The organism is Puerhibacterium puerhi (genome assembly GCF_009846865.1).
Classification (GTDB): Bacteria; Actinomycetota; Actinomycetes; order Actinomycetales; family Cellulomonadaceae; genus Puerhibacterium; species Puerhibacterium puerhi.
On sequence record NZ_WUWN01000004.1, the window covers coordinates 105,906 to 118,900 of the forward strand.

The 12,995-nt window shown below is 76.6% G+C and carries 15 protein-coding genes; 5 read left to right on the plus strand and 10 right to left on the minus strand.

The features are described 5' to 3' along the window. Positions 1-9 precede the first annotated feature (9 nt). The 3 genes from GSF02_RS04165 to GSF02_RS04175 all read left to right on the plus strand — a co-directional run bounded on the left by GSF02_RS04165 (position 10) and on the right by GSF02_RS04175 (position 1,735). A complete protein-coding gene (locus GSF02_RS04165; protein ID WP_159793027.1) occupies positions 10-570 on the plus strand; it encodes a TetR/AcrR family transcriptional regulator in 561 nt (186 codons plus the stop codon). A 54-nt stretch (positions 571-624) separates the two neighbouring features. Next, positions 625-1,533, plus strand: coding sequence for a DsbA family protein (locus tag GSF02_RS04170; RefSeq protein ID WP_235915349.1), 909 nt, complete (start codon positions 625-627; stop codon positions 1,531-1,533). Between the two features lie 64 nt (positions 1,534-1,597). Further along, positions 1,598-1,735: a hypothetical protein gene (locus GSF02_RS04175; RefSeq protein ID WP_159793029.1), complete on the plus strand. Its 138-nt coding sequence runs from the start codon at positions 1,598-1,600 to the stop codon at positions 1,733-1,735. A gap of 27 nt (positions 1,736-1,762) precedes the next feature. Here GSF02_RS04175 and GSF02_RS04180 read toward each other — a convergent pair whose 3' ends face one another. From GSF02_RS04180 to GSF02_RS04200, 5 genes are all read right to left on the minus strand, one after another. After that, positions 1,763-2,473, minus strand: coding sequence for an SOS response-associated peptidase (locus tag GSF02_RS04180; protein WP_159793031.1), 711 nt, complete (start codon positions 2,471-2,473; stop codon positions 1,763-1,765). A gap of 65 nt (positions 2,474-2,538) precedes the next feature. Next, a complete protein-coding gene (locus GSF02_RS18730; protein ID WP_235915350.1) occupies positions 2,539-3,063 on the minus strand; it encodes a hypothetical protein in 525 nt (174 codons plus the stop codon). A gap of 71 nt (positions 3,064-3,134) precedes the next feature. Then, the gene (locus GSF02_RS04190; RefSeq protein WP_159793035.1) at positions 3,135-4,001 is read right to left on the minus strand and encodes a helix-turn-helix transcriptional regulator; all 867 of its coding nucleotides are present in this window, start codon (positions 3,999-4,001) and stop codon (positions 3,135-3,137) included. A 78-nt stretch (positions 4,002-4,079) separates the two neighbouring features. Then, entirely contained in the window at positions 4,080-5,018 is a 939-nt protein-coding gene (locus GSF02_RS04195; protein WP_159793037.1) for an SDR family oxidoreductase, read from the minus strand. Between the two features lie 204 nt (positions 5,019-5,222). Continuing rightward, entirely contained in the window at positions 5,223-6,089 is an 867-nt protein-coding gene (locus GSF02_RS04200; protein ID WP_159793039.1) for a zf-HC2 domain-containing protein, read from the minus strand. A 270-nt stretch (positions 6,090-6,359) separates the two neighbouring features. Between GSF02_RS04200 and GSF02_RS04205 the strand changes: the two genes are divergently transcribed. Next, positions 6,360-8,216: a glycoside hydrolase family 15 protein gene (locus GSF02_RS04205; protein ID WP_159793041.1), complete on the plus strand. Its 1,857-nt coding sequence runs from the start codon at positions 6,360-6,362 to the stop codon at positions 8,214-8,216. Beyond that, positions 8,213-9,256, plus strand: a complete 1,044-nt coding sequence (locus GSF02_RS04210) for a glucose 1-dehydrogenase (protein ID WP_159793043.1) — start codon at positions 8,213-8,215, stop codon at positions 9,254-9,256. Before GSF02_RS04205 ends, GSF02_RS04210 begins: the two co-directional genes overlap by 4 nt. Here GSF02_RS04210 and GSF02_RS04215 read toward each other — a convergent pair. The 5 genes from GSF02_RS04215 to GSF02_RS04235 all read right to left on the minus strand — a co-directional run bounded on the left by GSF02_RS04215 (position 9,234) and on the right by GSF02_RS04235 (position 12,987). Then, on the minus strand, positions 9,234-9,758 hold the full coding sequence (locus GSF02_RS04215; protein WP_235915356.1) for an HXXEE domain-containing protein: 525 nt from the start codon (positions 9,756-9,758) through the stop codon (positions 9,234-9,236). The genes GSF02_RS04210 and GSF02_RS04215 overlap by 23 nt on opposite strands. A 104-nt stretch (positions 9,759-9,862) precedes the next feature. Continuing rightward, positions 9,863-10,609 carry an MBL fold metallo-hydrolase gene (locus GSF02_RS04220; protein WP_159793047.1) on the minus strand — a complete coding sequence of 249 codons (747 nt, stop codon included), beginning with the start codon at positions 10,607-10,609 and terminating at the stop codon, positions 9,863-9,865. Positions 10,610-10,724: 115 nt separating this feature from the next. Further along, positions 10,725-11,309: a GNAT family N-acetyltransferase gene (locus GSF02_RS04225; RefSeq protein ID WP_159793049.1), complete on the minus strand. Its 585-nt coding sequence runs from the start codon at positions 11,307-11,309 to the stop codon at positions 10,725-10,727. Next, the gene (locus tag GSF02_RS04230; RefSeq protein ID WP_159793051.1) at positions 11,306-11,809 is read right to left on the minus strand and encodes an FBP domain-containing protein; all 504 of its coding nucleotides are present in this window, start codon (positions 11,807-11,809) and stop codon (positions 11,306-11,308) included. Before GSF02_RS04230 ends, GSF02_RS04225 begins: the two co-directional genes overlap by 4 nt. Before the next feature lie 518 nt (positions 11,810-12,327). Then, positions 12,328-12,987 (minus strand): histidine phosphatase family protein, encoded by a 660-nt coding sequence (locus tag GSF02_RS04235; RefSeq protein ID WP_159793053.1) that lies wholly within the window; start codon positions 12,985-12,987, stop codon positions 12,328-12,330. Positions 12,988-12,995: the final 8 nt, after the last annotated feature.

Here is a 12,995-nt window from a genome sequence, read left to right on the forward strand (position 1 = left end):
GAGGTTCGGTTGGCCGCACGAGACCGCATCCTCGACGCCGCCGTGGAGATCATGCGCGAGCGGGGGATCGTCAAGGCCACGACGAAGGAGATCGCGCGCCATGCGGGCTGCTCGGAGGCCCTCATCTACAAGCACTTCGCCGGCAAGCAGGAGATCTTCGTCGCGGTCCTGCAGGAGCGGCTGCCACGGCCGTTCGACGCGGCACGGCCGGGCGAGGGCACCGTCGAGGAGAACCTCGTCCGGACTGTCGCCGCGCTCGTCACCTTCTTCCGCGAGGGCTTCCCGCTCGCCGCTGCGCTGTTCGGTGAGCGCGACGTGCTCGCCGTCTGGCGCGAGGAGGTCGAGGCGCGCGGCGGCGGCCCGTCCGCTCCGGGCCGCGCGATCACGACGTACCTCATGGCCGAGCAGGACCTGGGCAGAGTACCGCCCGAGGTCGACGCCCGCGCCGTCGGTGACCTCCTCGCCGGGGCCGCGCTCCACGCCGGGTTCCTGGCGGCCTTCGACGACCGGCCGGTGGGGGCTGCGGAGACGCTCGCCGGCAGCTGGGTCGCGGCGCTGCGCCTGACGTAGCCTCCCGACCCACCCCGACGCCGGTGCTTGTGCACCTCCCCCGTTCGTCCGACGATGGCCAGACCGCGCGCGGACCCGGCCGCGCGCGGACCGCACGACGGGGGCATCACGATGGCGACGGACGACCGCGGGAAGGCGGAGCGGCGCCGCGCGGCTCGCGCCGACGCGCTGGCCCTCAAGCAGAAGCAGGCCGCCCGCGACCGTCGCAACCGCATCGTCACGTTCGGCCTGCTCGGGGCGGCGGTGGTCGCGCTCCTCGTCGTCTTCGTCGTCGTCCTCAGGCAGGGCACCGCGAGCTCCGACCGCTTCGAGTTCGCCGACCAGCCGCTGGCGGACGTCGCCGACGTGCCGTCGACCGCGCGGCCCGACGGGGGCATCCCCGTCGGCACCGACGGCGCCGCGGGCACCACCACCCAGGGCGCGCCCGAGCTGGGCATCTACTACGACTACATCTGCCCCGTCTGCGGGCAGTTCGAGAAGTCCAACGGCGCGACCGTCGACACGATGATCGCCGACGGCGACGCCACCGTGGTCTTCTACCCGGTGGCGATCCTCGACCGCTCGTCCTCGGGCACCCACTACTCGACGCGCGCCGCGGCGGCGGCCGCCTGGGTCGCGGACCGAGCGCCCGAGGCGTTCGTCGACTTCCACGACGCGCTCTACGTCGACCAGCCGCTGGAGGGCACGAGGGGCCTGACGGACAAGCGCCTCGCCGACATCGCGACCAACGCCGGCGTGCCGCAGGACGTCGCGGACGGCATCGCCGACGGCACCGCGGTGGACACGTTCGGGCAGTGGGTCACCTCCGCGACGCAGGCCGCCGCCGGCAGCTCGGCCCTGGCCAACCCGCAGACGAACCGGTTCGGCACCCCCACGCTGACGATCGACGGCACCCGCTGGGACGGCAACTGGCAGGACCCGAGCGCGCTGCCGGCGGCGGTGGCGCAGGCCGGCGGCCGGTAGTCGGCGACGCGTCGCCCCAGGCAGAGCCCTTCCGGCGGCCCCGCATCACCGGTACGGTCGCGGCATGAGCACGCAGAGGTCCGCCGCGGCGCGGCGTCGAGAGCTGTGGTGGATCGTCGGCACCGTCGCCGCCGTCCTGCTGCTCGCTCAGGCGGTGGTGATCGCGATGCCGTTCCTGACGTCGCTCGGCGCCGACCTGTGACCGCAGGCCGCTGACCCGCCGCCGCGGTCAGTCGACGGGGCGCAGCAGGTCGGGGCCGTTGTTGCGCACGTTCCCGACGGCGGTGCCGACCTTGATCGGCGCCAGGTGCGGCTCGGGGACCTGGGCCAGGAGAGCGTCGACCTGCTCGGCGTCGGTGAGCCCCGGGTCGAGCCAGGCGTCCCACAGGTCCTCGGGCAGCAGCAGCGGCGAGCGGTCGTGGATGTGCCCGAGCGTGTCGGTGGCGTCGGTGGTGATCACGGTGAACGACCACAGCCACCGGTCCGGGGCGTCGTCGGCCTTGGCCGGGTCGCGCCACAGCTCGTACAGCCCCGCGGCGGCCAGCGGCGCGCCGTCGGGGTCGGTCAGGTAGTACGGCTGCTTGCGGCCCTTGCCGGACTCCGGCGCCTGCCACTCGTAGTAGCCGTCCATCGGCACGATCAGGCGCCTGCGGGTGGCCGCCCGGCGGAACGCCGGCTTCTCGGTGATGGTCTCGACCCGCGCGTTGATCATCCGCGCGCCGATCTTGGTGTCCTTGGCCCACGACGGCACGAGGCCCCAGTGCAGCGTGCGCAGCTGGCGGGCCACGTGACCGGACTCCTCGCGCTCGAGCACCGCGCGCACGTCCTGGGTGGGGGCCACGTTCCAGGACGGGCCCAGCTCCTCGCCGACCAGCTCCGCGATGCGGAACTGGTCGGCGATCTCCTGGTCGCGCCGGGCGTTGGCGTACCTGCCGCACATGGGCGCCAGTCTGGCCGCCTCGCGGGCGGCTGGCGAGCGCGGCGCCCGAGCACGCGCCGCACGGCTCAGTGGTAGAACGGCTGCTGCGCGTCCGGGTCCGTGCGCACGACGTCGAGCCGCGGGTCGGCCAGCAGCGCGTCGACGGCCGCCGGGGCCGCGCCGATGCCGGCCCAGTGCGGGTCGACGTCGGCGGTGACGCACCACGCGCGGTCGGCCGGCCACACGAACGCCGGCTCCGGCATCCAGCTCCCGCCCTCCCGCTCCCACGCGGCCTCGGCGGCGCCGGAGACGAGGTCCGGCAGCGGGACGCGGAACAGGTGGTACGCCCGGCCCGGGAGCGTCAGGCGCGGGCGCAGCAGCGCCCGGCGCGGGAAGACCTCGTGGCCCCAGCCCTCCCACACCAGGAGGTAGCCGTCGTCGGGGGTGCCGGTGTGCCGCAGCAGGGTCTCGACCGCGGCGCGGATCTGCGCGGCGTCCGAGAGATGGTCGGCGGCGACGTCGACGTCGCCCTCCGACTGGCCAGCGTAGGCCGGGTCCGGGATGAACCGCAGCCGCGCGTACGCCGCGAACCCCGGCGGCCCGAGGGTCATCAGCCGCTCCCAGGGGCGGCCGCTCGCCGCGATCCAGCCCGCCGGCGAGAGGTCGGCGGGCGCCGTCACCGTCACGGGGAGGTCCGGGTGCGCTCGGCGGCCGGGGCGACGTGCTGGGCCCCGATGACGGACAGCAGCTGCAGCTTCTCGTAGCTCTCCGTGCCGGGCGTGGCGGTGAGCACGAGGAGCGAGTGCCCCTGGTCCGGGTCGTGCAGCAGCTGGCACTGCAGGTCCATGACGCCGACCTCGGGGTGCTGCAGCCGCTTCTCGCGCGCGTGGGTGGTGGTGACCTCGTGCGCGTCCCAGTACTGCGCGAACTCGGGGCTCGCGGCGCGGGTCGCCTCGACCAGCGCGGCCGCGCGCGAGCGAGGACCCTGCTTGGCGTAGACCGCCCGCAGGTCGGCCGTGAACGCGCGGGCGTGGATCGGGTGGTCCTCCCGCGGGTAGACGTCGCGGCTGGCCGGGTCGGCGAACCAGCGGTAGCCGACGCTGCGCATGAACCCCTCGTGGCGCGTCTCGTCGCCGAACAGCGCCCGCGCCGCCGGCGTCTGCACCAGCGTCTCGCCGAGCTCCGTCATCACCTGCGCGGGGGTGTCGGAGAGCCGGTCGAGGATGCGCATGAGGCCCGGCGAGACGTGGTCGCCGCTCGACGCGCGGGCCGGGGCGTTGTGGCCCGCGAGCCGGAACAGGTGGTCCCGCTCGGCGAGCGACAGCCGCAGGCCGCGCGCGATCGCCTTGAGCATCTGCTCGGACGGCTGCGGGCCGCGGCGCTGCTCGAGGCGGCTGTAGTAGTCCACCGACATGTCGCACAGCGCGGCGACCTCCTCGCGGCGCAGCCCCGCGGTGCGCCGGCGCGGCCCCCGGCCGAGGCCGACGTCCTCCGGCTGCAGCGCCTCGCGCCGGCGGCGCAGGAAGTCGGCGAGCTGGTCTCTGTCCACGACCCGAGTCTGGCGCGCCGACCGCCCGAGGGCCAGGGACCGGCGATCCCTGCCTTGCACGGGGTCCGTCAGGGCGGGTCAGGCCGGGACGCTCACGCCGACCAGCCGCTCCGACAGCTCCCAGATGCGCCGGCCGTCCTCCGGGCTGCGCAGGCGGGAGTACAGGGCCTGCTCGGCGGGCGCGCCGCCGAGGTGCCCCAGCCCGCGCGGCCCGTACAGACGGCCGCCGTGGGCCTCCGGGCTGGTGGCGGCGTAGACGGCCGGCAGCGCCGCGGACTGCGGGGTGCCGACGAGGATGCCCCGGCGCGAGAGCGCGCGGATGAGCCGCACCTGGACGGTGTCCCGGGGCCGGCCCATCTGCGGCTGCGCGGCCAGCAGGTTGGTGGGCGAGACGCCCGGGTGCGAGAGGTTGCTCCGGATGCCCCAGCCCTCCTGGGTGCTGCGGCGGTGCAGCTCCATCGCGAACAGGCCGAGCGCGATCTTGGAGGAGCTGTAGGCCCGCATCGGGTGGTAGCCGCGCTCCCAGCCGATGTCGTCCCAGGCGACGGCGTGCTGGTCGGCCGCGACGCTGACCTGGCTCGTGACGTGGGCGCGGCCCGCCCGCAGCAGCGGCAGCAGCCGGCCGATCAGCGCGAAGTGGCCGAGGTGGTTCGTGGCGAGCTGCAGCTCGAACCCGTCCGTCGAGGCCTGGCGGGTTGGGGGCGTCATCACGCCCGCGTTGTTGACCTGGACGTGCAGGGGGCGGCCCTCGCGCAGCAGGTCGTCGGCGAGCGCCGCCACCGACGCCAGCGACGACAGGTCGAGGGCGCGCACGTCGAGCCGCGCGCCCGGGACGTGCTCGCGGATGCGCTGCGCGGCGGCCCGCCCCTTGGCGGGGTTGCGGACCGGCATGATCACCTCGGCGCCGGCCCGGGCGAGCCGCTGCGCGATCTCCAGCCCGATCCCGTCGCTGGCGCCGGTGACCAGGGCCAGCCTGCCGGTCAGGTCCGGCATGGCGATGTCGATGTTCTTCGGCACGGAGGCCTCCTCGGGTCGGCGAGCCACGGCCCGCGTTCGGTGCTCCCATGCTGGGCCCGGCGCGCGCCCGGCATTCAGGGACGGCCTACCCCCGGACCGCCGGTCCCCGGATCCGCCCCCGGGCTGCGGGTGGGTCTGCCGGGCTGCGGGCGGGTCTGCCGTGCCGGGCGGGTCGGCCCGGGGCGCGCCGCGGGCGGGCAGCCGTCAGTGGTGCCGCCACAGCTGTCGCCTGGCCGGGGACGCGCAGGCGGGCCACGACCCGCCGGCCCGCCGCCTGGCCCGCGCGGGGCGGTGCGCCGGGACGGGCAGCGGCGTGGCCACGACGTCGGACAGCGCCGGCGCCGGGGCCGGGGCCGGCGCCGCGGCGCCCAGCACCCCGGGCACGAGGACCAGCCCCAGGCGCCGCGCGACGTCGAAGTACTCCGACGCCGCGATGGAGCAGCGGGTGCACGCCGCCAGGTGCGCCTCGAGCGCCTCCCGCGCGCCGGGCGCCAGCTGCCCGCGCCGGTAGCGCGAGACCCTGACCATCGCCGCCGCGCACGGGGTGTCGCCCCAGGCGCGCGCCTGGGCGTGCGCCCACGCCCGGCCCAGCGCCGCCCGGGCGGTGCGTGCCACGGTGGGCACGGCACCCGCCGGCAGCCCGAGCCAGGGCGCGACCGCCGTCGCGGGCAGGCCCTCGACGTCGAGGTACCAGAGCGTGGACTGCCAGACCTCCGGCAGCGACCGGTACGCCTGGGCGAGCGGGGAGTGCACGAGCCGCCGCGCGCCGCCGGCACGCCCGGCGACGACGTCCCGGACGGTCCCGTAGACGTAGGGGCGGAACGGCAGCGCGCCCCCGAGGCCGCCCAGCAGCGCCGCCTCGGTCCGGGCGTACACCTCCCGGAGCACCTCGTCGGCGGCGCGGTCGCCCACCACCCGGCGCGCGGCGTCGCGGGCCGCGTCCCCGTGCCGCAGCCACAGCTCCGCGTGGGCGACCCGGTCGCCGCGGCCGACCTGCCGCACGAGCACCGCGTCCGACGCCGTCGCGGTGTCGACGACGTCGTCGCGCCCGGTCCCGGCGGTGAGCATCATCGGACGGCTCCGCCGAGACGGGGGGCGGCGAGCACGCCGCCCGAGGGGCGGGGCGCTGTGCGCGGGCCGTGGCGGCGCGCTGTCGCCGCGGTCGCCGCTGTCGCCGCGGCGGGGGTGAGCAGGTGGTTCACACCCGCCTAGACCGCCTGCGCGGCCGATCGTGACGCCACGACGGCGTGCCGTGTGCAACAGGGACCTCGCAGGACGCGTCCGGGCGGCGGCGTCGGCGCTGGCCGTGCAGGCACGTCGCCCTCGGCCGAGACTCGACGCGTGGCGCAGCGCATCGAGGACTACGGGATCATCGGCGACCTGCACTCCGTGGCGCTGGTGGGCCGCGACGGCGCGATCGACTGGCTGAGCCTGCCCCGGTTCGACTCCCCCGCCTGCTTCGCCGCCCTGCTGGGCACCCCGGAGCACGGCACGTGGCGGATCGCCCCGGCGTCGGGCGGGCCGTGCACCACCCGCCGCTACCGCGAGGACACGCTGATCCTCGAGACCGAGTGGACCACGTCGGACGGCACGGTGCGGGTGACCGACCTGATGCCGCCGCGCGACGAGGTCGCCGACGTCGTGCGCGTGGTGGAGGGCGTGTCCGGGCGGGTGGCGGTCGAGAGCGACCTGCGCCTGCGGTTCGACTACGGCTCGGTGGAGCCGTGGGTCACCCTGGGCGACCCGGTGACCGCCGTCGCCGGCCCCGACGCCGTCACGCTGGACGCGCCGGTGCCGACCACCCGCGAGCGCGGCGGGGTGCTGCGCAGCCGGTTCGAGGTCGCGGCCGGGCAGCGCGTGCCGTTCGTCCTCACGTGGCACCAGTCCTACGAGCCGGCCCCGGCCCGCCGGGACGCGGACCGCCTGCTGGCCGACACGGAGAGGTTCTGGACCGACTGGACGGCGCAGGCCCGGTACGACGGCCGCTGGCCCGACGCCGTGCGGCGCTCGCTGATCACGCTCAAGGCGCTCAGCTACGCCCCCAGCGGCGGCATCGCGGCGGCCGCGACCACGTCGCTGCCCGAGGCGCTGGGCGGCGAGCGCAACTGGGACTACCGGTTCTGCTGGCTGCGCGACGCCGCGTTCACCCTGCAGGCGCTGGTGGGCACCGGCTACCTCGACGAGGCGCGCGCCTGGCGCGAGTGGCTGCTGCGGGCGGTGGCCGGCGACCCGGCCGACCTGCAGATCATGTACGGCATCGACGGCCGCCGCCGCATCCCCGAGACCACCGTCGACTGGCTGCCCGGCTACGAGGGCTCGCGGCCCGTGCGCGTGGGCAACGCCGCGGCCGGCCAGCTCCAGCTCGACGTGTGGGGCGAGGTGCTCGACTGCCTGCACGTCGCGCGCGAGGCGGGCCTCGCGCCGACCGACGACGCGTGGACGCTGCAGCGCGCGCTGCTGGACTTCCTCGAGGGCCACTGGGACGACGTCGACAACGGGGTGTGGGAGGTGCGCGGCCCGCGCCGGCCGTTCGTGCACTCGCGCGTCATGGCGTGGGTCGGCGTCGACCGGGTGACCCGCACCGCCGCCCAGAACGCCGCGCTCGAGGGGGCGGTGGGCCGCTGGCGGGCGCTGGCCGACCGGATCCACGCGGACGTCTGCGCGCAGGGCTTCGACCCCGAGCGCAACACGTTCACCCAGTTCTACGGCTCGGAGGGGCTGGACGCGGCGCTGCTCCTGATCCCCCGCGTCGGGTTCCTGCCCTGGGACGACCCGCGGGTCGTCGGCACCGTCGAGGCGGTGCAGCGCGAGCTGTGCGAGGACGGGTTCGTGCTGCGCTACGCCCCCTACGCCGACGGCCGGGTCGACGGCCTGCCGGGCACCGAGGGGGCCTTCATCGCCTGCAGCTTCTGGCTCGCGGACGCCCTGCACGGCATCGGGCGCACCAAGGAGGCCGAGGAGCTGTTCGAGCGGCTGCTCGGGCTGCGCAACGACCTCGGCCTGCTCGCCGAGGAGTACGACTCCGCCTCCCGCCGCCAGGTGGGCAACTTCCCGCAGGCCTTCAGCCACGTGGGCCTGGTGAACACCGCGCGCCACCTCAGCGGCAGCGAGCCCGCCGCCGACGTCCCGCCGCCCGCAGAGCGCGCCCCGCGCAGCGACGGCGACCCGCACGCCCCCCGAGCGAAGGAGCACCGATGAGAGCCCTGACCGTGGTGCCGGAGCAGGCCGGCTCGCTCGCCGTCACCGAGGTGCCCGACCCGGAGCCGCGCGACGGCGAGCTGCTGGTCGAAGGCGTCGCCGTCGGCGTCTGCGGCACCGACCACGAGATCGCCCAGGGCGACTACGGCTCCGCCCCGGCCGGCGACGAGCGTCTCGTGATCGGCCACGAGTCCCTCGGCCGGGTGCGCGAGGCGCCCGAGGGCAGCGGCTTCTCCCCCGGCGACCTCGTCGTCGGCGTGGTGCGCCGCCCCGACCCCGTGCCGTGCGGCGCCTGCGCCCGCGGCCAGTTCGACATGTGCCGCAACGGCCGGTTCACCGAGCGCGGCATCAAGGACCTGCACGGGTACGCCAGCGAGCGCTGGACGGTCGAGGCGGACTACGCCGTGCGGCTGGACCCGTCGCTCGAGCGCGTCGGGGTGCTGCTGGAGCCGACCACCGTCGTCTACAAGGCGTGGCAGCAGGTGGACGCCGTGGGCGGCCGCTCGTGGTTCGAGCCGCAGAAGGCGCTGGTCACCGGGGCTGGGCCGATCGGCCTGCTCGCGGCGATGATCGGCGTGCAGCGCGGCCTGGAGGTGCACGTGCTGGACCGCAGCACCGACGGCCCCAAGCCGGACCTGGTGCGCGACCTCGGCGCGAGCTACCACACCGACCCCGTGCGCGAGGTGGCCGCCGCGGTCCGGCCCGACGTCGTCATCGAGGCGACCGGCGCGGCCGAGGTGGTCTTCGACGCCATCGGGGCCACCGGGGCCTACGGCGTCACCTGCCTCACCGGCGTCACGTCCAGCCGGCGCCTGCGCATCGACGCCGGCGCGGTGAACCGTGACCTGGTGCTGGAGAACGACGCCGTGGTGGGCACGGTCAACGCCAACCTCGAGCACTTCCGCGGCGCCGCCGAGGTGCTGGCCAAGGCCGACCGCGACTGGCTGGGGCGCATGATCACCCGCCGGGTGCCGCTGGAGCGCGCCACCGAGGCGTTCGAGCGGCAGGACGACGACGTCAAGGTCGTGGTCGAGCTCTGACCGGCGCGGGCGGGGCGTCGGCGCGCCGGCCGAGCAGCGCGCCGACGCCGTGGGCCGCGCCGATCGTCAGCGGCACCAGGGCGGCCGCGGCGAGCACGTCCTTCGGCCGCGCGCGCCCGTGCAGCGACCGGGTGCGCCGCAGGGCCCACGCGGCGTAGGGCAGCACGACGACCGGCGTCGTCGCGACGCCGGGCGCGTACCCGCGCACGGCGACGGCGGCCCCGAGGTGCCCCAGGCCGTGCAGCCCGTAGGCCAGCACGGCGTCGTGGAACAGCCGCGAGCGCCCGCGGGTGCGCACGCCGTCGACCGTGGCGACGGCGACCAGCACGCCCATCGCCACGATCGCGCTGCGCTGCTGCCGGTCGCCGACGGCGCGGCGCAGGACCGCCGGGGTCCGCGGGTCGGCGGCCCGGGCGCGCGCCCAGGGCCCGACGGCGAACCACTCCTCGGCGTCGTGCACCAGCCAGGACGCCAGCAGCCCGGCCGCCTGCCACCGCTTCATCACCACGGGCGCCACCCTAGGCGGGCTGCTGGCCGGCCGACCACAGCGACGTCGCCCGGTACAGAGTCGCCCGGTACAGAGTCGCCCGGTACAGAACGGACCGGTCAGTGCGCCCCGGTCTCGCGCGCCTTCTCCACCGCGGCGCCGATGCCGTGCAGCCACGGGTCGCCGTGGCCGGGCAGCACGGTGCGGGCGCCGGTGGAGGCGAGCGCGTCGAGCGAGCGCAGCGCCTCGGCGCTGTCGGCGGTGGCCGCCCCGGCGACGATCTGCGGGCCGCGCACGCCGGTGTAGGGGTCGAGGGTGACCAGGGCGTCGCCGGTGATCAGCACGTCCCGGTCGGGCAGGTGCAGCGCGCAGTGCCCGTCGGTGTGCCCGGGGGAGAACACCACGCGCGGCGAGCCGGGCACCGGCAGCACGGCGTCGGGCACCACGGGCTTGAGGCCGTGCACGCCGGGCACCTTCCACGCCCCGGCGCGCATCATCGCCGCGAGGATCCTGGCGCCCGCCGGGTACCGCACCGGGTACAGCGCGCGGACGTTCTCGTGCGCGTACCGGTACGGGTGCGCCGCGATGCGCGCGTCGTCGGGGTGCAGCCACACGGGCACGCCGAGCCGGTCGACCAGGCGCGCGGCGTTGCCGGTGTGGTCGAAGTGCGCGTGGGTGAGCACGACGGCGGCGACGTCGTCCGGGGTGCGGCCGAGCTCGCGCAGCGCGCGGCCGATGTGCGGCCACGCGCCGGGCAGGCCGGTGTCGACGATCAGCACGCGGCCGTCGTCGTCGCTGACCAGGTAGACGTTGACGTAGGCGTGCTCGATGCGGTGCACGTTGGCGGCGACCTCGATCGGCGGCATGCGACCTCCTGCGGTTCGGGATCGCTTCACGCTAGGCGGGCCGCGCGGCGCTCGCGACGCCTGGGACGGGTGGTCCTCGGGCGTCCGACGGCGCTCGCGGCCCCGCGCGCCCGGGTCAGCCGGCCGTGCGGCGCGCCATGACGACCCGGCGCCCGTGCTCCTCCAGGCCCAGGGCGCGCTCGTGGTCGCGCAGGCCGCGCAGGAACGGCGTGAGCCGCGCGTCGGGGACCTCGGCGAACCCGAGCCGCCGGTAGAACGGCGCGTTCCACGGCACGTCGGCGTAGGTGCACAGGGACAGCACGGCGTACCCGCGCCGGGCCGCCTCGGCGAGGGCGGCGCGCGTGAGCGCGCTGCCGACCCCGCGACGGCCGTGGTCCGGGTGCACGGCCAGCTGCTCCAGGTGGGCCTCGCCGGCCTCCTCGAGCACGTGGGCGAAGCCGACCGGGGCACCGCCCGCACCGGGCGCGCCGTCGTCGGCCACAAGCAGGAACCCCGCCGTGCGGGCGCGCTCCTCCCCCGGCGTCGGCGGCGCCCAGCCGGAATCCCGGAACAGCTCCACGAACAGGGCGTCGGCCGCGCCCTCGATCCGCGTCAGGTGCGGCAGGTCGGACGCGCGGGCGGGGCGGACGCGCACGGGCCGCGACGCCGGCCGCCCCGCGGGGCGGCCGGCGTCGTCGGCGGCACGGATCGAGGACGTCATCGGGTGCGCAGCACCTCGTCGACGAACCGCCGGGAGCGCTCGCGCAGCCCGGCGACCCGCCGCTCGACGATCAGCTCGCGCATCGTGGCGTCGTTGCCCGCCTCGGCGCTCGTGGGCGTGCGGCGCACGTTCGCCGAGCACACGAAGTCGGTGCAGATCAGCGTGCCGATGGTGTTGCCCTGACGGCCGGACGCGCCGCCGCGGCGGGCGACGTACAGCGTGACGTCGTCGGTGGCGACGACGTCCTCGCACCAAGCGCACAGCGACTTGCGCCGGGTGCGGCCGGACGGGTCGGCGGCGCGCAGCAGCACGCCGACGGGCTCGCCGTCGATCTCCAGCACCGCGTACGCGGCCAGCGGCGCCTTGCGGTCGCGCCAGCCCAGGTAGTCGATGCGGTCCCAGTCGACGGCGTCGAGGTCGGGCAGGGTGGCCTGCGCCGCCTCGCGCTTGGAGGCGTTCACGAAGGACGCGCGGATCTGCTTCTCGGTCAGCGGGGTCATGCGGGGTTCTCGGCTTCCGGTCGTTCGGAGCCGCCGGCGGCCGCGGGGCGCCTCGGCGGGCGCCCGGGACGCACGGGGCGCGCGACGGGTCGACGTCGGCGCGCCGGGGTGCGTGCGGTCCGGCGGCAGGGCAGGGCACAGCCGCGCCCTCCCTCACCGTGCCGGGCGCACGACGGCGGTGGCCGCCGGTGCGCGCAGGTCAGAGGGTGGCGCGGGTCGACCGGGTCGCCGAGCAGGCCGCAGCGGCCACCTCGCGTCCCGCGGTGCCCTGACGCATCGCCTCTCCTCGCTCGTGCTGGGGTCCAGGCCGCCGTCCGGCGCGCTCTCGCGCCGCGGCCCGCCGTCGATGGTACGCCGGGGCACCCGAGGCGTCACCCGGATTTCCGTCACCCCCCAGCGCCGCCCGAAGACGACGACCCGGGACGCTCGCCGCCCACCGATCGCCAGCGTCCCGCCCCGTCGTCCATCCGGCCGCAGAAGACGACGACCCGGGACGCCCGCCGCCCGAGGACCGAGGCTCAGTCCTCGACGGGCTCGCCGGCGACGCCGTCGGTCGCGGCGTCGTCCAGGAGCGCGCCACCGAGCGCCTCGGCGTGCCAGGCCTCGAGCCGCCACGCGCCCGGCTCGCCGTCGAGCACGACGGCGCCGGTGTTCGACAGCGGCGCGCGCGCCGCGAGGTCGAGGCCGGCCTGGCCGGTCCGGGCCCCCGCCCACACGCGGATCATCGCGCCGTGCGAGAAGACCGCTGCCGTTCCCACCCCGGACGCCGCGACCTCCTCGATGGCGGCGTCGAACCGGCCGAGCGCCTCCGTGCCGTCCTCCCCGCCCGGCATGCGCACCTCGACCTGGCCCTCGGCCCAGGCCATCGCCACGGAGAGGTACTTCTGCGCGGAGGCGTCGTCGTTGGCCATCTCCAGCGAGCCGGCGGAGATCTCCCGCAGCCCGGCGTGCACGTGCGGGGTCATGCCCAGGTGCTGCGCCAGCGGGGCGGCCGTCAGGTGGGTGCGCACCAGCGTCGAGACCCAGATCGCCTCGATCCCGGCGTCGCCGAGCACGCCCGGCAGGGCCGCCGCCTGGCGGTGCCCGAGCTCCGTGAGACCCGGTCCGGGCTCGAGGGTGTCGAGGAAGTAACCGACGTTGGACGGGGTCTGGCCGTGGCGGACGAGGTAGAGGCGCATACGGCCAT